Origin of the sequence: Shimazuella kribbensis DSM 45090 (genome assembly GCF_000428065.1) — a bacterium.
GTDB lineage: Bacteria > Bacillota > Bacilli > Thermoactinomycetales > Thermoactinomycetaceae > Shimazuella > Shimazuella kribbensis.
This window is the reverse complement of record NZ_ATZF01000013.1, coordinates 26,823-46,198: the sequence shown is the minus strand read 5'-3', so window position 1 is coordinate 46,198 and position 19,376 is coordinate 26,823. Positions and strand designations below refer to the sequence as shown.

Annotated in this window: 17 protein-coding genes; 12 read left to right on the top strand and 5 right to left on the bottom strand. The window is 39.5% G+C overall.

Going from position 1 to position 19,376, the window contains the following annotated elements:
* Positions 1-118 precede the first annotated feature (118 nt).
* Positions 119-544, bottom strand: coding sequence for a hypothetical protein (locus tag A3GQ_RS0116290; RefSeq protein WP_156877778.1), 426 nt, complete (start codon positions 542-544; stop codon positions 119-121).
* Positions 545-1,359: 815 nt separating this feature from the next.
* Between A3GQ_RS0116290 and A3GQ_RS0116280 the strand changes: the two genes are divergently transcribed.
* Positions 1,360-2,445 carry an LPXTG cell wall anchor domain-containing protein gene (locus A3GQ_RS0116280; protein ID WP_028777967.1) on the top strand — a complete coding sequence of 362 codons (1,086 nt, stop codon included), beginning with the start codon at positions 1,360-1,362 and terminating at the stop codon, positions 2,443-2,445.
* Positions 2,446-2,658: 213 nt separating this feature from the next.
* Here the strand turns inward: A3GQ_RS0116280 and rnr are convergent, their stop codons facing one another.
* The 3 genes from rnr to A3GQ_RS0116265 form a co-directional block, all read right to left on the bottom strand.
* On the bottom strand, positions 2,659-4,980 hold the full coding sequence (gene rnr / locus A3GQ_RS0116275) for a ribonuclease R (protein ID WP_028777966.1): 2,322 nt from the start codon (positions 4,978-4,980) through the stop codon (positions 2,659-2,661).
* 5 nt (positions 4,981-4,985) lie between these two features.
* Entirely contained in the window at positions 4,986-5,747 is a 762-nt protein-coding gene (locus tag A3GQ_RS0116270; protein WP_028777965.1) for an alpha/beta hydrolase, read from the bottom strand.
* A gap of 258 nt (positions 5,748-6,005) precedes the next feature.
* Positions 6,006-6,842, bottom strand: a complete 837-nt coding sequence (locus tag A3GQ_RS0116265) for a class II fructose-bisphosphate aldolase (RefSeq protein WP_028777964.1) — start codon at positions 6,840-6,842, stop codon at positions 6,006-6,008.
* 270 nt (positions 6,843-7,112) lie between these two features.
* Between A3GQ_RS0116265 and A3GQ_RS0116260 the strand changes: the two genes are divergently transcribed.
* From A3GQ_RS0116260 to iolD, 11 genes are read left to right on the top strand one after another with little or no spacing between them, the layout of a single operon-like run.
* Positions 7,113-9,197: a BglG family transcription antiterminator gene (locus tag A3GQ_RS0116260; protein WP_028777963.1), complete on the top strand. Its 2,085-nt coding sequence runs from the start codon at positions 7,113-7,115 to the stop codon at positions 9,195-9,197.
* Positions 9,198-9,241: 44 nt separating this feature from the next.
* Positions 9,242-9,556 (top strand): PTS sugar transporter subunit IIA, encoded by a 315-nt coding sequence (locus tag A3GQ_RS0116255; protein ID WP_028777962.1) that lies wholly within the window; start codon positions 9,242-9,244, stop codon positions 9,554-9,556.
* Positions 9,553-9,912 (top strand): PTS sugar transporter subunit IIB, encoded by a 360-nt coding sequence (locus A3GQ_RS0116250; RefSeq protein WP_037465275.1) that lies wholly within the window; start codon positions 9,553-9,555, stop codon positions 9,910-9,912. Before A3GQ_RS0116255 ends, A3GQ_RS0116250 begins: the two co-directional genes overlap by 4 nt.
* Positions 9,909-11,231, top strand: a complete 1,323-nt coding sequence (locus A3GQ_RS0116245; RefSeq protein ID WP_037465273.1) for a PTS sugar transporter subunit IIC — start codon at positions 9,909-9,911, stop codon at positions 11,229-11,231. The genes A3GQ_RS0116250 and A3GQ_RS0116245 overlap by 4 nt, the downstream gene beginning before the upstream one ends.
* 15 nt (positions 11,232-11,246) lie before the next feature.
* Positions 11,247-11,981, top strand: a complete 735-nt coding sequence (locus A3GQ_RS0116240; RefSeq protein WP_028777959.1) for a glucosamine-6-phosphate deaminase — start codon at positions 11,247-11,249, stop codon at positions 11,979-11,981.
* A gap of 2 nt (positions 11,982-11,983) precedes the next feature.
* The gene (locus tag A3GQ_RS0116235) at positions 11,984-12,937 is read left to right on the top strand and encodes an aldo/keto reductase (protein ID WP_028777958.1); all 954 of its coding nucleotides are present in this window, start codon (positions 11,984-11,986) and stop codon (positions 12,935-12,937) included.
* 12 nt (positions 12,938-12,949) lie between these two features.
* A complete protein-coding gene (locus A3GQ_RS0116230) occupies positions 12,950-13,735 on the top strand; it encodes a sugar phosphate isomerase/epimerase family protein (RefSeq protein ID WP_028777957.1) in 786 nt (261 codons plus the stop codon).
* On the top strand, positions 13,723-14,535 hold the full coding sequence (gene iolB / locus A3GQ_RS0116225) for a 5-deoxy-glucuronate isomerase (RefSeq protein ID WP_028777956.1): 813 nt from the start codon (positions 13,723-13,725) through the stop codon (positions 14,533-14,535). The genes A3GQ_RS0116230 and iolB overlap by 13 nt, the downstream gene beginning before the upstream one ends.
* A gap of 31 nt (positions 14,536-14,566) precedes the next feature.
* The gene (gene iolC, locus A3GQ_RS0116220; RefSeq protein WP_028777955.1) at positions 14,567-15,580 is read left to right on the top strand and encodes a 5-dehydro-2-deoxygluconokinase; all 1,014 of its coding nucleotides are present in this window, start codon (positions 14,567-14,569) and stop codon (positions 15,578-15,580) included.
* Complete coding sequence (locus A3GQ_RS0116215) at positions 15,577-17,016, top strand: CoA-acylating methylmalonate-semialdehyde dehydrogenase (protein WP_037465271.1); 1,440 nt, start codon at positions 15,577-15,579, stop codon at positions 17,014-17,016. The genes iolC and A3GQ_RS0116215 overlap by 4 nt, the downstream gene beginning before the upstream one ends.
* A 12-nt stretch (positions 17,017-17,028) precedes the next feature.
* On the top strand, positions 17,029-18,957 hold the full coding sequence (gene iolD, locus A3GQ_RS0116210) for a 3D-(3,5/4)-trihydroxycyclohexane-1,2-dione acylhydrolase (decyclizing) (protein WP_028777953.1): 1,929 nt from the start codon (positions 17,029-17,031) through the stop codon (positions 18,955-18,957).
* A gap of 149 nt (positions 18,958-19,106) precedes the next feature.
* On the opposite strand, the gene secG is transcribed toward iolD, so the two are convergent.
* On the bottom strand, positions 19,107-19,340 hold the full coding sequence (secG, locus tag A3GQ_RS0116205) for a preprotein translocase subunit SecG (RefSeq protein WP_028777952.1): 234 nt from the start codon (positions 19,338-19,340) through the stop codon (positions 19,107-19,109).
* Between the last annotated feature and the right edge of the window lie 36 nt (positions 19,341-19,376).

Genomic DNA, 19,376 nt, shown 5'->3' with positions numbered 1-19,376 from the left:
AAACAGTTCAAAAAAGCAGTCAGACCGCTGATCACGTGTTGCTTTGTGAGTCAGCAGTCTGATTTTTACCCATTCCCATGCGACGAATCACACAGAGGATGGATGATGGGAGGGAGAGTCAGGACGCGAAAGCCTGAATGAACGCCTCGTGGGTCACCTGACCGAACGCCTTGGCCAGAACGGCCTCGAACGTGTTCTCGAAGTTGGATCCGAACTTGACATTGGTCACATTCGGATCCAGCTTCTTCGTGTCCTCCGTCACCTTGTCGATGACAGCCTGCTTCACCTCGTAGTACACGGGACGGGGACAGTTCAGCTCCGAGATCAGCTTCATCCCTTCATCACGAGTGTCACCATTCCACGAAGACTTCTGGATGGACTTCGATTCGAATCGGAGAAGCCGCTTCTCCTGGATCAGCTCCTTCTTGATGAACTCCTTCACCGCGGAGAGAACGTAGCCCATGAGCTCGTCGTCAGTGAGCTCTACCGGAACCTCGACCTTCCTCAGAAGAGGGTGCACCTGCTCGCGCTCGCTGTTGGACATCTCAACCTCCGTGTCAGAACTTACTTTTGGGACTTTCTTAATTTTTATTTTAATAGCAAAAGTCTTACTATACAAGCGGGACTTCGACTTGGACATATTACAAACTAGCAAACAATCAAAGGGGATGTCACCATTCACTGGTTTAGTGAATCAAACGACTATTATTCTAAAAGAGTGGATGTAATAAAAAGAAAATCACCAGATCTCTTTTTATTTCCTTTTACAGGGGAAATAGGTGTAGTTTGACGCTTACTATTAAACAAACGTTCCAAACAACCTCTCTGTCACGTTTTCTGGAAATACTTCTTTCATGTTCCCAGCAATAAAGGAAAAACTACTCTTCAGAATAATTGGTTCATCTAACATCATGTTCATATACTCTGTTAATCTGCTTCATGTGTTGTTTGTCTAACCAAATTGATCTAGGGCGAATATCACTGTTCACTTGTTCAATGGAATATGAGGTAAGCTTAAGCTTGAGGAACTTTGGGTCTTTCCGTTTGTACAAGCTTGTCAATTACTGTGTAAGTCGTTTTTTCACTTGATTCCAACACCTTTGAAGCGAACTCAAAAGTTAAGTAACAGACCTGTTTGAATTTCTGAAAGTGAAAAATAAAAGCCATGATTTTTGTCAGATAATCGACCTATAAGATGCCGATCTTACGTAACCCGAATGTAATTTCACAAATCCATCACAAAATACCAACATTTCCTACTCTTTTCTTTGATATTTTAGTTGCTTTACCCATTTCAAAAAACTATAATTAGCTAGTCTAGAATATAATTTTATTTCCTATAAGGAGGAAATACGACAAATGAAGCGTTTACTTGCTCCTGTTTTCTCATTAGCTTTAATTTTCTCCCTTTCACCTATACATACACTTGTACAGGCTGAAGAAAATCCAAAGGAAGGTAATGCCACCACTTTGGAACAACCTGTAAAGACTCCTGAAACCAAACCTGCACCAGATACGAAAGAAGAAGTTCCTGCTGGAGATGAAAAACAAAAACCTGCAGAAGAGAAAGAAAAAGAAACTACACAACCTAGCAACGAAACACAACAACCACCAACAAATAATAACAATAACGGTTCAACTGAAAATACTACTCCTGTTACCGAAACAAAAATGGAAATCCATCGTCAAGTTAGCGAAACAGCTGTAGCTTATACCATTCAAGCAAAACTAAAAGATGTGAAAGCTGCTGAAGGAACTTGGACTTTTTATGTAGATGGTAAAAAAACAAATACAAAAAAGAACAAAAAAACCAATGTTGCTTTTAACTTGAATTTAGAATCTGATTTCGAAGAAGCTGGCGAGTTACGTGGGCATGATATCAAAATCGTATTTGAAGGAAAAGTGGATGGAAAAGATAGCAAAGTAGAAGGAACGCAATCTATTCCTGATATCAACTTTGAGTACGCGCAAGTAGGAAACAACGATAAATTTACAGGAACTCTTAATCCTGCAACCAAAGCAGTAGGCTACTGGTCTATTACTATTGGTAAAGAAGAAAACGACGATATTATTGATATGAAAGAAGTAGAAAACTTCAATGGGACAAGCTTCTCTCATACCTTTACTGGAATCGGAAAAGGAAAATACATTGTCCTTCTTGCTTTTGACGGAAAAGTGGATGGAGAAGAAACGCTTATCGTTAAATATTCCACACTCGAAGTTACAGGAGAGGGGAATAATGGCGGAGAAATTAAACCACCTCCAACTGATTACAAACCTACAAAACCTGTAGATAAAAACACAGTAGAACAAGTAATCAAAAATACCAAAAAAGGTGGAAAAATGCCTAAGACCGCTACTTCCAACCCAACAGGTATGTTTGCAGGTATTGCTCTTCTAGCACTTGGTGGTGCTGTTCTAGGTTACCGTCGCTTAGTGAAATAAGGATCATAATATTTAAATATAAACATAAGAAACAACAAAGGCATGCTACTTTTCGAGTAGGATGCCTTTGTTGTTTTCAAAACCAGAAAGAAGGCTCCAAAAGAGACACTACTTTCATTTCATTTCTGGAGGTAGCTGACAAATCCTGATCTATCCTCCATTTTGTTTATCACTTATACAGAAAAGCCTCTCGATGAGAGGCCCTTTCTAGTTCTAGTTAATCCCTGTTTTACGAGGTTTTCTTCTACGTCTCTTGCGTGGTGCAGCAGGGGCATCCGCTTTTGTATTGGTTTCTTTTTTGACTGCCGTTGCTTTTGGCTTTCTTGGTGTTGCTTTATTTGTTGGTTTCTTCCGGACAGGCTTTTTCTTTTTCTTCTCTTTTTGAGAAGTAGGAAGAGGTATATCTTGAGCTGTATGTTCTAAGAGTTCAAAGTCAATCTTTCGCTCCTCCATGTTGACACCACTTACTTTGATCTTCACTTTATCTCCAATTCGCAAGACACGACCAGTACGTTCTCCAATCAAACAGTAGTATTTCTCTTCATATCGATAATAGTCGTCATTGAGAAAACTAACATGAACTAAGCCTTCGATAGTATTTTCTAATTCAACAAAAATACCAAAACTGGTAACACCACTGATCGTTCCTTCGTACTCTTCTCCGACATGCTCTGTCATAAACTCTGCTTGTTTGAGATCATCGGTTTCGCGCTCTGCATCAACAGCCACACGTTCACGAACAGATGACTGCTCTGAAGCATCAGAGAGAAATAACTGCAATTGCTCCATTCGCTCAGAAGAAAGTGTCCCTTCGTTATACAGTTCACGCATCACTCGATGGATTAACAAGTCAGGGTATCTACGTATAGGGGAAGTGAAATGGGAATAAAAATTTGCTGCTAAACCAAAATGCCCCGCATTTTCTGTAGAATATTTTGCTTGCTTCATCGAACGAAGCATCACCGTACTAATGACTGTTTCCTCAGGTCTACCACTGATTTTTAACAATAGGTCTTGCAAAGCTCGTGGTTTTACTTTATCTGCTTTTCCTTTCATCCGATAACCAAAAGTAGTAACAAATTGATAAAAGGATTGCAGTTTTTCTGCATCTGGATTTTCATGAATGCGATAAACAAATGGAACTTCCAATCGATTATAGTGCTCTGCAACCGTTTCATTGGCAGACAACATAAATTCCTCGATCAGACGTTCTGCAACAGATCTTGGCCTCTTAACAATATCAACTGGTTTACCATTTTCATCTACAATGATTTTTGCTTCGGTAAAGTTAAAGTCAACAGCACCTCGGCGAATTCGTTTGGTTCTCAATCGATCTGCTAATTCAGCCATTAATTCAAAGTGTGGGACAAGAGATCTATAACGTTCGATTAACTCTGCATCATGCTCTTCCAAAATTTTTTGGACATTGCGATACGTCATTCGTTCATTTGTACAAATGACAGAGGGATAGATATCATAGGCTACTACTTCGCCGCGTTTGTCTATTTCCATATCACAAGTCATCGTCAATCGATCTACTTGGGGGTTTAAACTACATATGCCGTTAGAAAGTCTTTTGGGTAACATGGGAATAACTCGATCGACTAAATAAACACTACATCCACGTTCGTATGCTTCACGGTCAAGAGCACTTCCTTCTTTTACATAGTACCCTACGTCCGCGATATGTACGCCTAATCGTATATTGCCATTTGGCAAACGCTCAACGGATACAGCATCATCTAAGTCTTTGGCATCCTCACCATCAATGGTTACCATGACACGCTGACGAATATCATGTCTACCTAATAAATCTTTGTCACTGATGGTTTCACTGATCGCTTCAGCTTCTTCCTCTACTTCTGGAGGAAACTTTTCAGGAAGACCATGTTTACGAATAATGGAGACGATATCCACACCAGGATCATCTTTATTTCCAATGATCTCAATGATTTCCCCTTCTGCACTATTTCGATCAGATGGAAAATGACTCAGTTTTACGACGACTTTTTGTCCATTCTCTGCTCCCATCCGATGTTCTGTAGGAATAAAGATATCTGCTGGCAGACGCCTGTCATCCGGTACGACAAAACCAAAATGCTCATTGATAGAACGGAAAACACCAACGACTTGTGAACGACCACGCTTTACTATTCGTGTAATTTCGCCTTCTGGTCTACGATCTTGTTTCTTTTTATTAAATACTCGAACAAGTACAATATCCCCATCCATCGCGCCATTCATATCACTAGAATGAATATAAATATCTTTTAGATCGCTCTTATCTGCGATCACAAAGGCAAAGCCTTTCGCATTACCTTGAACTTTTCCTTTTATCAAATTCATGCGATCGGGCGTTCCATATCGTTCATTCTTTGTTTTGATGACTTGTCCATTTGATTCTAATTCTTGTAACAGAGAAGTAAGTTCTTCCTCTTGTCCTCTCATGTTTAGCATTTCTACAATTTCAGAAAAAGTAAGCGGTTTATACGCTTCCTGTTCGAGAAACTGTAATATTTTTTGTATGGTTGGCAACCACATTACTCCCTTTCAGAAGAAGTTCGCAAGATGAACTGCTCCACTTCTTGAAATAACTTTTTTCTCTCTCGATCAAGGGTGATGATATGAGAGGAATTTTCATACCATGTTAGTGTTTTGTCACTGGATGAAATCTGATTGTAAATGATATTGGCACTTCCTGGGGCCACGGTTTCATCCTTTTTTGATTGGATGATGAGTGCTGGAATGTGTATTTGTGCCAGTCTCTTACGTACATAGCGGATTAAACGGTTTAATTCCCCCACGCTTTTCAATGGGGTACGATCATATGGCACCAAATATTGTTCGATATCAGGATGCTTTCCTTCTCCCCTGAGCGAAAACGGCATAAACCAATGGATAAAACGTACAAAATTCGCACGGAAATCCCTTACTTTAATAGGAGCACATATGGAAACGACCCCATCGATGAGCGATTGTTGCTCCAAGGTCTGATATAGTCCTAAAATACCACCCATCGAGAAACCTACTACATATAGTTTTTCTACACCTGCTTGTTTTAATTCTGCAAATGCCATTTCTACACTCTGCACCCAATCTTGCCAGCTTGTTCGTTGTAAATCCTCAGGGGTAGTTCCATGACCTGATAACAATGGAGCAGAAACGGTAAAACCTTGTTTGTGCAAATAATCTCCCATTGGTCTTAGCTCAGATGGTGTACCAGTAAATCCATGTATTAGTAGGATACCCGTTTTCCCACCATAATAAAAAAAGGGATCTGGGGAGCGTCTTATTTTTTGCATCACATTCAGCTCCGATTTATAATGAAAGCGACTCGGTTAACGAGTCGCTTTAATAGTTTGAATAGAAAAAGTCCTGATAACTCTTAATAAATTATATCATGATAGGAAACAAATCGCAAAAAACAAACAATACTATCTTCTTTTGATGAACCGTTTATTGTTCATCTATTGAATGTGTTACAAGGGTACCTTTACAAACCTATTGATTCTGTGAATCCCATTTATTTTCCAATACCCCGGCATATTGCTCTATATCATTCAAACCTTATAATCACTTCCAAAAATTTTTATATGGTGCTTAACGTTTTCTGTAGTAGCCATTATCACATCGCGATGATGTGAAAAGTAATCCCTATAGGGGGTTTCTTTGTTCACTTGATGAATCACTTGGTTAAACGTTGCTGTAGCGACATTTATTTTTCGAATCCCATGCTGAATACATTTTTTAAAATCATGGGGATCGATTCCTGAACCCCCATGCAAGACCAGCGGAAGATCTACTTGTTCATGAATCGCTTCCAGATGGTCCAACTGCAAACAGGGTTTTCCTTTATATATACCATGTGCATTTCCAATCGCTATTGCTAGTGCATCTACTTGCGTCTCCATAGCAAATTGCTTTGCCTCTTCTATATCTGTCAAACTGACCTCTGTATCTACTGTACCATCCTCACTGCCACCAACTTGTCCAATTTCCGCTTCAACTGTGGCTCCAAATGGTTTAACCAATTCAACGATTTGCTTGGTTCTTTTGATGTTTTCCTTTAATGGAAAGTGAGATCCATCAAACATGACTGAAGTAAAACCAATATCTAATGCCTGTTTTATTTTTTCTCTGGTTAATCCATGATCAAAATGAACAGCTACAGGAACAGTTGCTTCTCTTGCCGCCTCTACCATCATCGGTCCGATTAAATGCAGTGGAGAATACGACAGACGTACTTCGGCAATTTGTATGATTAGAGGAGAACGTAACTCTTCTGCTGCTTGAATCGCTCCCAACACCATCTCCATGTTAGCTACACTAAATGCTCCAACTCCATATTGCCCTTGTTCTGCCTTTTGTAATATGCCTTTCATCTCTACTAATCCCATTTCATTCACCCTTCTTATAGATATTGCATCAAAGTAACACAATAAATACGAATAAAACGTTTCTGCCCACCCATAAACAATAAAGTTTTTATTATTTTACAAAGAAATCAAAGGACGCATCTACTAGTCCAACCGTTATATTTCCCCGAAAACCAGCGACAAAAATTGACATTCAAACCATTGAAAGCGCTCTATTTATTTTGTTACCCTGTCAATAGAGCTCGGATGTTACAACATAATCTTTATAAATCTAATCATGGAGTGGTTATGGTGTCCTTGAATCTTCGAAGCTTACAAATTATTGATTATCTACTAGATACAAATGATTTTACAAAAATCCAAGTGTTGGCCGAAAAAGTTCAAACATCCGAGCGGAATGTTAGATATAGCTTAAAAAAGATCGAAGAATTTTTAAGCGCTAACCAGTTCCAAGCACTCATTCGACACCAAGGTAAGGGGGTTTTTTTAGAAAAAAATCCGGAGCTCATTTCTTTTTTAGCAGATTTTAAGCAACGAACGACACCTTATTTATATAACTACTCCAAAGAAGAACTTAGAAGCTTCATATTGCTAAAACTGCTAATAGAGCACAAACCTGTGCCAATTGCTTACTTTGAAGATCAACTTTATGTTTCTCGCTCCACTGTTCTTGGCCATTTAAAAGGAATCGATTTAGATTTGTATCTTCAAGGCATGGAATTAAAGAGTACACCACGTTCTGGTTACCAGATCAATGGAAATGAAATCAGTAAAGCAACTGCATTTGCAAACCTGTTTATTCAAAATATCAGCATTCGAGAGTTCTACAATTTCATAGAAACAGAAACAAACACCTCAAAAATTGGTGAATTGTATTTATACCATTTGTTTGAAATCGAGTCACTTCAATTAGCAATGCAACTGCTGAATCAACTAGAAAGCGAGTTGAAGTTGACATTTGATGATCGTTCTTGCTTGATTTTAATTGTTTTCCTTATCAAGTGGCTAAGTGGATCCAAAGAGCTTACGAAATCAAAACGCACAAACTTTGAGATCAAACAAGTTGAATTCACTCAAGTCAAAAACATCATCGAAAGATGGATAGATCAAACAAAAATAACTGAAGCATTCTTGGTACAACTGATCGAACTAATCCACTCCCTCCGTAATATTCGCACGGAAAAAACAGTGGATGAAAGTCTCAATCAAGCGATCAAACAACTGTGTTTGCAAATGTCACAAATGTTAAAAGTTGATTTTTTACAAGATCAATCTTTGATGGCGTCATTATCAACTCATATCAATGCAATGGTACAGCGAATTAACAAAGGGATGAGTCTGGAAAATCCGCTTTTTACACAATTTGTGGAACAGCATTCGGAAGTTTTCCATTTGATGAAACAGGCTTGTAAGTCAATGGAAGAAACATTGTCATTGGAAATTAGTGATCACGAAATTTCTTTTCTTGCTATCTATTTTGTCTCTTCACTCCAAAAGATCGAAGCGCAAAAAAGAAACAAACCGAAGATTTTGGTTGTGTGTGTAGAAGGCGTTGCTGTCTCTAAAATGTTAGCTATCTCAATCAAAAATCTATTTGACATTGATAGTGTAGAAACCATTTCTGTTCGCTCACTGACCAATGAATTAGCTCAATTCTACGATTTTATTATCAGTACAGTTGATATTCCTGATGTTGATCATGATAAATTGATCAAAATCGACAGATTCATAGGAGCAAAAGAAATCGAATTATTAAAGGATCATTTAACACTGAATCTCACAACTTTAAGACGCAATGATGTCAACAAATTGAATCAGATTATGGAAGCGATCAATGAAACTTGCGACATTCGTGATCCAAGCAAACTACAGTTTGCTTTGCTCAATATCTTAATTCATGATCCTGATAAACATTCTGTTCAGGAAGCCCCTACTCCAGTAGCTTTTTCAGAATCATCGATTCAACTTCATGCAAGTGCTCAAGATTGGCAGGAAGCGATTCAATTGGGGACAAGACCTTTGATCGAACAAAATTACATTGAACAGAGTTACCATGACAAAATCATTGAAAATATACAAACCATTGGGCCCTATATGGTAGTCGCACCAGGAGTGATCCTTTCCCATGCAGGTCCAGATGACGGTGTACACGCTAATTCATTTAGCATTGTCACGTTAGATAAGGGTGTAGATTTTGGCGACAAATTTAACAAACCTGTTCAACTCATTTGGACATTGGCGATGAAGGAAGCAAAAAGCCAAATACTGATAGAGAAAATTATGAGTGTTATTTTAGATCAAAATTTAATCACACAAATTTTGGAGACAAAATCCACCAAAGATGTGTATTCCTTGATTAAGCAACACATTCTCTAACTTGATGTCATTTCAATACAAAAAACTATATTAGGAGATTGAATATGGACGAACAGACACCTTTTCAAATCATTTCTTATGCAGGTGATAGTTTTTCTAAAATGATGGAAGCCCTACAAGAAGCAAAGAAAGGTAACTTTGACAAAGTTGATCCGCTTTTCTTAGAAGCTGAACAACTGCTAAACCAAGCACATCGAGTGCAAACGGATTTAATTGTCAAAGAAGCAAATGGCAAAACCAATGATTTGTCTGTGTTATTGATTCATGCACAAGATACACTAATGAACACCATACTCAGCAAGACATTAATAAAAGAACTTATTGAAATTCATCAATCTCAAAGGGAGCAAAAAATATGAAGATCACTTTCGATCGTTTGCACATCTTATTGGTATGTAACTTAGGAGCTTCCACTGGAGTAATGGTTACCAAAATGAAAGAGATTGTACAACAAAGTGAAAAACTGAAATCGATTGATATCGAAATTAAGGCTCATCCTGCTGGTGAATTAGAAGAACATATACAAAATTTCGATGTAATTTTAGTCGGTCCACAAATCAAACATCAATTTGCTCATCTGTCTACGATTGCAAAACAATATAACAAACCAATCGAGGTCATTGACACACAAGATTATGGAACAATCAATGGAGGGAATATTCTCAAATCTGCTATTTTGCTAAAACTAAATGCTGATGGAGGTGGCCTTTCATGAGCGAAGTACAACCGACAAAAATGAATAAGGTCATTCATTTTCTGGAGAAATATTTTGCACCTATCGCGGCAAAAGTGGAAAAACAGCGGCATATTTCATCTATTAAAAACGGAATGATTGGACTCATGGCTGTGCTGATGATTGGGTCATTTTCACTGATCATCATGGCGATTGGAAACATGTTTCCTGAAGGATCAGCCATTCGAACCTTCTTTGATCAAAATCATGGCATCATCAATATGCCATTTCAGTTCACTTTTGGGCTCCTGTCTGTATATGCAGCTATTTCTATTTCTTATCATCATGCCAGGCAAATGAAAATCCCTTTCTTGCATTCGATGATAGGTGCTACATTAGCAACACTTATCTTGAATGTCAAAGTGGTAAAAGGAGCATTGGATACATCTTTTCTTGATTCCAAAGGTCTATTTATCGCCATTATTGCTTCTTTGCTTACTGTCGAGGTAATGGCCTTTTTTATCAGGCGTAAGATAACCATTCGATTTAAGGGATTACCAGATGGGATTGCCCAAACATTTGAAGCACTCATTCCTCTCTTTGTCGTGTTGATGTTAGCCGTGATTGCCAATGCCAGTATCCTTTATTTAACAGGCGGAAAAAATCTCCCTGAAGCATTCACTTACTTTTTAGCACCAACTTTTGACAGCATCGATACACCGTATGCAATTTGGTTAATCTCGTTTCTCGAAATGTTATTTTGGTTTATTGGATTAAATGGGTATGCGATATTAGTCGGATTTGTGTTGCCTTTCATGACAACGTACCTAGCAAAAAATGCAGCTGCTTTTGCTGCTGGCGAACCTATTCCCCATGTTTTTGCACCGAACTTTTGGGATTATTTTCTTGGATGCACGGGTTCAGGAGTAACAGGCGCCATTGTCATCCTAGCATTATTCAGTAAATCAAAAGAATTAAGAACGATTGGGAAAGCTTCCTCTGTCCCTGCAATATTCACCATTTCTGAACCTGTCGTTTTTGGACTACCCATTGTTTATAATCCTTATCTGTTTATACCTTTTGTGTTTGGTACACCAACATTAGGTGTTCTCACCTACTACGTTTTTAAACTCGGTTGGGTCACTCCACCAATTGCCAACGTTGGCGGAATCCCAGTTCCTTTTGCCCAGTATTTAGCAACAATGGATTGGCGAGCATTTATTTTAACCTTTGCCATTATCGCCGCGGCTGTTTGTATGTACTACCCATTTTTCAAAATGTATGAACGCAGTCTAGTTGCAAAAACAAAAGAAAAGGATGAACGTCAACAAGCCTTTGATAAACTCGATCTGGATTTTTAATAAAGGGTGAAAATGATGCAACTAAATATTTTAGAAAACTATGAGCAAATGTCTCAAGCAACAGCTCAAACAATCATTGAGTGTGTTATGAAAAAGCCAAAAAGCTTACTTTGTCTAGCTGGCGGACATACTCCATTACGTACCTTTGAACTACTAGTGGAGGCAGCACAAAATCAACAAGTTGACTTTCGTCAATGCCATTTTGTCAGTCTCGATGAATGGGTGGGACTAGGAAAAGATACAGCAGGTAGTTGTAAAGAAACACTCTACCATACCCTATTTGATCCGCTGTCGATCCGTGAAGAACAAATTTGTTTCTTTGATGGATTAACATCAGACTTAGCAACCGAGAGTCAACGAATCGACTCCTTTATTCATCAACACCAGCAAATCGATCTTATTTTGCTTGGTGTCGGGATGAATGGTCATCTCGGTTTTAATGAACCAAATGTGAATCCTGACCTATACAGCCACATCGTTGATCTTGATCCCATTACAAAACAAGTTTCCTCTAAATACTTTGATACGAAGCTGGAAGTGAAACAAGGTATTACACTGGGAATGAAGCATATCTTCGAGGCTGGTAATATTCTATTAATTGCAAATAATGTGAAAAAATCAGCTATCGTTCAGCAAACGGTTGAAGGTGAAATCACAACAAAAATACCTTCTACCCTCTTGCAAAATCATCCAAATGTACATGTCTTTCTGGATCAAGCAGCAGCGAGCAAATTAGAAAGAAGGAAGTAATTTTGAATTCCATCACGATACTTGGACAAAAAAACAATCTGTCGTATGAAATACAGTGTTCCCAATTAGTTATGGGCTCAGGTGATTTCTTAAGAAGTGAAAACATGGACTTCGCTGCACCCGTTCTCGATAAATTTCTAGAACTCGGAGGAACTACCTTTGATACTGCTTTTCACTATCGGCATAGTGAAAAAGCACTAGGTAAATGGATGGAGCTACGAAACAATCGAGAAGAGCTGACTATCTTAACGAAAGGTTGTCATCCAACACGAGAAGCACCAAATCAACCACGTGTAAATGCACAAGCGATCCATGAAGATCTCATGGAAAGTTTGGAACGCCTAAAAACCAAATATGTCGATCTCTATGCGCTGCATCGCGATGATCCACATACACCAGTGGAAGAGCTGATGGAGGCACTTCATAAATTAGTTAATAAAGGAATCATACGTGCGATAGGTGTTTCGAACTGGGAAGTGAATCGAATCCTCGAAGCCAATGAATATGCAAACCAACATCAATTGGTTCCATTTACTTTTAATAGTCCCAATCTAAGCTTGGCTAAATGCAATCGCCCTCGTTGGGAAGGGTGTGTCTCAGCTGATCAATCCATGATCAGCTGGCATGAAAAAACGAAACTCCCACTCCTCTCTTGGTCAAGCCAAGCCGGTGGATTTTTCTCAGGACGTTTCACACCTGAAGATCAATTCAATCAAGAGATGGTAGAAGTTTATTATAGCGATGCGAACTGGGAGCGATTCTCTCGTGCACAACAATTAGCAGAGAAAAAACAAGTTACTCCTATTCAAATCGCTCTTGCTTACGTATTAAACCAAAGTTTCGCAACGGCTGCATTAATTGGACCAGAAAATATAACGGAACTTTTATCTTCCTATGAGGGAGCTCAGCTCCAGCTAACAGAAAATGAAGTCGCCTGGCTAGACTTGCAAGGATGAGAGGTACTCCTGATGAAACATAAATTTGCTGCCCAGCTTTATACGTTACGTAAACAATTGACCCATGATTTTGCAGGCACATTACGAGAGCTAAAAAAAATGGGTTGGCAAGCTGTACAAATCGATGGACTCCGAGGACATTCTGCTGAAGAAATCGCTGAAGCTTTGCGTGAAACGGGATTAAAAGTAGCAGGAATGCACATCAGCTTAGATCGGATGGTCCATGATCTTGATGCTGTCATCCACGAAGGATATCTCTTTCAAACAAAAGACATTTTTTGTCATTATTTAGATGAAGAGATGCAAAATGAATCAGGCTATCGGAAAGCAAAACGGATTTTACTGGATACCGCAACGAAACTAAATGAAATTGGTTATCGTGTTGGGTATCACAATCATGAATTTGAATTTCAATCCACCGTGGATGAACAACTAGCACTCGACTATCTCACTATGCCCAGTGGCAATCGGTTTATCTATCCAGAGATTGATACGTACTGGGTACGTTATGCTGATGTTGATCCTTTAACTTATTTGTCTAAATTTCCTTTTCGATGCCCGATTATCCATCTCAAAGATATGAAAAGTAATCCGACTCTACGGTATCCTGAATCGTTAACAGAAATAGGGAATGGCACAATTGACTTTCTCTCCATTCTCCGCTGGGGTGAACAAAACGGTGTAGAATATTATGCTGTCGAACAAGATATCTGTGAACGTGATCCACTGGAAAGTCTTTCGATTAGCCTAGAATATTTGCTAAAACTATCTGAGGAGGTTTCATCATGCCTGAATTGATCAAAAAAGCATCGAGTTATCTCCCTCTTAAACAAACCGGATCAATGGTGGATATATCTGCCGAACAAGCGAACTGGGACTATATCAGTTTTGAACTTGTGAAACTAACGAAAAATCAACATTTCCAATACGACACCCTGGATCAAGAAGTATGTCTTGTACTATTGAGTGGTCACATCTCCGCGAAAGCTGGTCAAGAACATTGGGAGCATATCGGCAACCGAGAGCAAATTTTTGAGCGCAAAAAACCTTATGCAGTGTATGCTCCTCCCAAAACCAACCTGCATATACAAGCAATCACAAATGTCGAAATAGCCTTATGCAAAGCACCTGCTGAAGGAAAATACCCAACTCGTCTCATTCTCCCTGATGACATCTCCATGGAAAGACGTGGTTCAGGAAAGATGGAACGAATCATTCATAATATTTTATCCGAGAGTGCTGTAGCTGAGCATTTGTTGGTAGTGGAAGTCTTTACTCCTGAAGGAAACTGGTCTAGTTTCCCGCCACACAAACATGATGAATTGCGACTGCCTGAAGAAACAAAGTTGGAGGAAATTTACTATCATCGTATGACTCCAACTACTGGCTTTGCTTTCCAACGTGTTTACACGGATGATCGAACATTAGATGAATCCTTTGCTATTGAGGATCAGGATATTGTCTTTGTTCCCAAAGGCTACCATCCCGTTGCCACAACACCAGGAACAGAGCTTTATTACCTGAACGTAATGGCCGGACCAGTACGGCAATGGAAATTTACAAATGAACCAAACTTTGAAAGGTTGATCCAATCATGATGTCACAACAGATAGCAGGTGAATACTGCGCATGAGTTTACTAACGTTTCAACCAAATCGCCCATTGGACCTCATAAGTCTTGGCCGGCTTTGCATCGATCTTAATGCAGTCGAAATCAACCAACCAATGGAGAAAACCCACACATTTCGCAAATACGTTGGCGGTTCCCCAGCGAATATCGCGATCGGTGCAAGCAGACTTGGACTAAAAACCGGCTTTATTGGAAAAATTGCTGATGATCAACATGGCAGATTTATTCGTCAATATCTTATCGATCAACAGATCGATGACCAAGCAGTAATCACTGATCAAACTGGTGCCGTCACAGGACTTTCCTTTACCGAAATCAAAAGTCCTGAAGAATGCAGCATCCTCATGTATCGAGACAATGCCGCTGATCTTCTTTTGCATCCTGACGAAGTATCAGAAGACTATCTAAAACAAGCAAAAGCTTTGCTCATCTCTGGAACTGCCCTAGCAAAAAGACCATCCAGAGAGGCTGTTTTCACTGCTCTACACTATGCTCGCAAACATGGTGTGGTTGTCTTTTTCGATCTGGATTACCGTCCCTATACATGGGCATCTCCTGATGAAACAGCAATATACTACCAGCTTGCTGCTGAAAAGTGCGATGTGATTATAGGTACTCGTGAAGAGTTTGATAGTATGGAACGTTTAGAAGCAACTCCAAGAAGAGACAAGGAAACTGCACAGTACTGGTTTAACCATCAAGCAAAAATAGTAGTGATCAAACACGGGAAAGCGGGATCAACCACTTATACCAAAGATGGACAAGCTGTATCAGGTGGAATTTTTGAAACAAAGGTATTGAAAACGTTTGGCGCCGGAGATTCCTATGCTTCTGCATTTATTTATGGATTGATGAACGGATGGGATATATCCACTGCAATGAAATATGGCAGTGCATCTGCCGCTATCGTTGTTTCCAAACATAGCTGTTCTGATGCAATGCCTACGACTACAGAAATTGATCAATTTATCGCAACAGCAGTATATGACGAAGGAAAGGAAGAAGGATCATGATAAATAACTTAATCAATGGGAAATGGATTCCATCCACTTCTGAACGAATCGAAAATATATATGACCCATCTACTGGGAAAGTGATCGAAAAGGTCCCCCTCTCCACTCGAGCAGAATTGGATCAAGCAGTACTCTCCTCATCAAATGCTTTTGAATCTTGGCAACAAGTTTCGATTCCAAAACGTGCAAAGATTCTCTTTAAATATCAACAATTGTTGGTTGATCATACGAACGAACTTGCAGAGCTCATCACCTTAGAAAATGGTAAAAATCGAAACGAAGCATTAGGTGAAGTGAGAAGAGGAATCGAATGCGTAGAACATGCATCCAGTATTCCAAATCTAATTGCTGGGTACCAATTACCTGCTGTTGCAACAGGTTTGGAGACTGGTATGTACCGCTATCCAATTGGTGTAGTTGGTGGAATCACTCCATTTAACTTCCCTATGATGGTTCCGTGTTGGATGTTTCCTTTGGCTATTGCATGTGGGAATACTTTTGTCCTTAAACCTTCTGAACGAACACCAATACTAGCCAATCGGCTTGGGGAACTGTTTTTAGAAGCAGGGTTACCTGCTGGTGTACTTAATATTGTTCACGGTGCTCACGACGTGGTAAATGGCTTACTGGAAAACTCAGAGGTAAAAGCTATCTCCTTTGTTGGTTCCCAGCCTGTCGGCGAATATGTCTATAAAAAAGGGACATCTCATTTAAAGCGAGTTCAAGCACTCACTGGCGCGAAAAACCATTCCATCGTCTTAAGCGATGCAGATCTAGAAAATGCAACCACACAGATTATTAATGCTGCTTTTGGATCAGCAGGAGAGCGTTGCATGGCTTGTTCTGTTGTGGCTGTCGAAGAATCGATTGCAGATGAACTGATCGATCGATTGGTGACAAAGGCCAATGAACTTAAAATTGGAAACGGGCTTGAAGAAGACGTCTTTTTAGGACCAGTGATTCGAGAAGAGCACAAAAAACGCACATTACAATATATCGAAGTAGGATTAAAAGAAGGTGCTCGTCTTGTAAGAGATGGACGCCAAGATCAGGCAGTTCATCATAATGGATATTTTATTGGTCCCACCATTTTTGATAGAGTCTCCCAAGAAATGAAAATATGGCAAGATGAGATTTTCGCCCCTGTTCTTTCCATAATACGAGTGAAAAATCTGAATGAGGCCATTGCATTGACCAACAAATCTCGTTTTGCTAATGGTGCTTGTATCTTCACCAACAGTGGAAAAGCAGTTCATCAATTCCGTGAGGAAATCGATGCCGGTATGCTTGGTGTAAATATTGGTGTACCTGCTCCAATGGCATATTTCCCCTTCTCAGGGTGGAAAGATTCTTTTTACGGAGACTTACACACAAATGGCAGAGATGGAGTGGAATTTTATACTCGAAAAAAAGTGATTACCACTCGCTGGGTTTGAGGAGATGACAGCATGCAACTTACAATGGCACAAGCGCTTGTCCGCTTTTTAAACAACCAATATATCAAAGTCGATGAGGAAATACACCCACTCTTTGCCGGAGTGTTTACTATCTTTGGTCATGGAAATGTATTAGGGATAGGACAAGCCTTAGAAGAAGATCCAGGCCATCTTCGTGTTTTTCAAGGGAGAAATGAGCAAGGGATGGCTCACACAGCAATCGCCTTTGCCAAACAAAAAAAGCGAAGACAAATCATGGCCTGTACTTCATCGATCGGACCAGGTGCGGCAAATATGATAACAGCGGCCGCGGTGGCAACTGCAAATCGCATCCCGCTCTTACTATTTCCAGGAGATACTTTTGCAAGTCGACAGCCTGATCCAGTCTTGCAACAAATCGAACAGCCTTATGATGCGAGTTTGACCACCAATGATGCTTTTCGTCCAGTCAGTAAGTACTGGGATCGAATAGGGCGTCCCGAACAATTGATGATTGCCATGAAGAATGCTGTACGTGTTTTAGTAGATCCTGCAGAAACCGGTGCAGTCACGATTTGCTTACCTCAGGATGTCCAAGGGGAAGCATATGATTATCCTGAACTCTTTTTTCAAAAAGTAATTCATCATATAGATCAGAGAATTGCTACTGAACGAGAATTACAGGAAGCTTTAGACCTTATACAACAAAAAAAACACCCTTTGATCATCTGCGGTGGCGGTGTTCGTTATGCTAACGCTGGAAATACTTTAAAACAGTTTGCAGAAAAATTTAATATTCCAATAGCCGAAACGCAAGCAGGCAAAAGTGCAATCGAAAGTAATCACACGCATAACGTTGGAGGAATCGGTGTCACAGGGAACCAAGCCGCAAATCAATTGGCGAACCAAGCTGATTTAATCATTGGCATCGGTACCCGTTTTTCCGATTTTACTACCTCGTCTAAGCAACTTTTTCAGCACGAAGACTGTTCTTTTCTAACCATTAATGTATCCAATTTCGATGCTAGTAAATTAGATGCAACCAGAATAGTAGCTGATGCAAAAGTAACATTAGAACTGCTTGATCAGCGATTATCTGATGCAGGATACATCTCTGCGTATCAAGATGAAATTCCAACAGCAAAGGTAAAATGGCAGCAAGAGTTACGTCGATTAGAGCAACTTGACGCTAGCACACCAAGCTTTCAGCCTGAAATAAATGGACAATTAAACGATGAAGAACTCAAAGAATATCAAAATACATTGGGAACCACATTAGCACAAACATCAGTAATACGTGAGTTAAATAAACGGTTATCCCCTGACTCTATCATCGTTGGTGCTGCAGGCAGTCTACCAGGTGATTTACAAAGAATTTGGGAATGTAAACAAATAGATACGTATCACATGGAGTATGGCTACTCTTGTATGGGTTATGAAATATCAGGTGCACTTGGTGCTAAATTAGCAGCTCCAGAAAAAGAAATCTATGCATTAGTGGGAGATGGAAGTTATCTCATGCTGCATTCCGAGTTAATCACCAGTCTTCAAGAAGGATTAAAAATTAATATCCTACTCTTCGATAACTCTGGATTTGGCTGTATCAACAACTTACAGATGGGTCATGGTATGGGGAGTTTTGGAACCGAATTCCGGCTGCGCAATGAGAAGACTCAAAAATTAGATGGACCAATACAAACAATCAATTATGCAGCGTCGGCAGCAGGATATGGTGTGAAAACCTATTCTGTAAGAACAATGAAACAACTTTATGAAGCATTAGCAGACATCCCTAATCAATCCAGATCAACATTAATGGATATCAAAGTTTTACCAAAAACGATGACACATGATTATTCCTCTTGGTGGAATGTAGGTGGTTCAGAGATAGCCCAACAACCATCTATCACACGCGTACATCAACAATTACATCAACAACGCTTAAAAGCACGCCCATACTAAAAAAGCCGCTCAGTTACTACAACTGAGCGGTTTTTCCTTTCTATCTACTAGCTCTAACTCCCTTGAAAAAAAGAAAGCCCATTCTTCCCTCCACATTTTTTAGGAATGAAGAAAAACAGCTGAATCTATCAGCTGTTTAAAAGTTAGAATTACTTTATAAAGTATCCAACAGCTAAAGCAAGAATCATAAAGAGTACTGCGAGTACAGCTGTCAGACGTGACAGTAGTAGGTCAATTCCTCTTACTTTTGCTTTACCCATATTATGTTCAGCACCGCCGCCAATCGCACCTGACAGACCGGCACTTTTGCTCGACTGCATTAGAATGACAACTATGAGGCCTAGGCTTACGACGCTAAACAAAATTTTCACTGCAAGTACCATATAAAAACCCTCCTCGCCCCATTCAATTTACCATAA

Coding starts and splice junctions, on each gene's coding strand:
- A3GQ_RS0116290 (WP_156877778.1), bottom strand. CDS start 544: ATGTCCAACAGCGAGCGCGAGCAGGTGCACCCTCTTCTGAGGAAGGTC.
- A3GQ_RS0116280 (WP_028777967.1), top strand. CDS start 1,360: ATGAAGCGTTTACTTGCTCCTGTTTTCTCATTAGCTTTAATTTTCTCC.
- A3GQ_RS0116270 (WP_028777965.1), bottom strand. CDS start 5,747: ATGCAAAAAATAAGACGCTCCCCAGATCCCTTTTTTTATTATGGTGGG.
- A3GQ_RS0116265 (WP_028777964.1), bottom strand. CDS start 6,842: ATGGGATTAGTAGAGATGAAAGGCATATTACAAAAGGCAGAACAAGGG.
- A3GQ_RS0116255 (WP_028777962.1), top strand. CDS start 9,242: ATGGACGAACAGACACCTTTTCAAATCATTTCTTATGCAGGTGATAGT.
- A3GQ_RS0116250 (WP_037465275.1), top strand. CDS start 9,553: ATGAAGATCACTTTCGATCGTTTGCACATCTTATTGGTATGTAACTTA.
- A3GQ_RS0116245 (WP_037465273.1), top strand. CDS start 9,909: ATGAGCGAAGTACAACCGACAAAAATGAATAAGGTCATTCATTTTCTG.
- A3GQ_RS0116240 (WP_028777959.1), top strand. CDS start 11,247: ATGCAACTAAATATTTTAGAAAACTATGAGCAAATGTCTCAAGCAACA.
- A3GQ_RS0116230 (WP_028777957.1), top strand. CDS start 12,950: ATGAAACATAAATTTGCTGCCCAGCTTTATACGTTACGTAAACAATTG.
- iolB (WP_028777956.1), top strand. CDS start 13,723: ATGCCTGAATTGATCAAAAAAGCATCGAGTTATCTCCCTCTTAAACAA.
- iolC (WP_028777955.1), top strand. CDS start 14,567: ATGAGTTTACTAACGTTTCAACCAAATCGCCCATTGGACCTCATAAGT.
- A3GQ_RS0116215 (WP_037465271.1), top strand. CDS start 15,577: ATGATAAATAACTTAATCAATGGGAAATGGATTCCATCCACTTCTGAA.
- iolD (WP_028777953.1), top strand. CDS start 17,029: ATGCAACTTACAATGGCACAAGCGCTTGTCCGCTTTTTAAACAACCAA.
- secG (WP_028777952.1), bottom strand. CDS start 19,340: ATGGTACTTGCAGTGAAAATTTTGTTTAGCGTCGTAAGCCTAGGCCTC.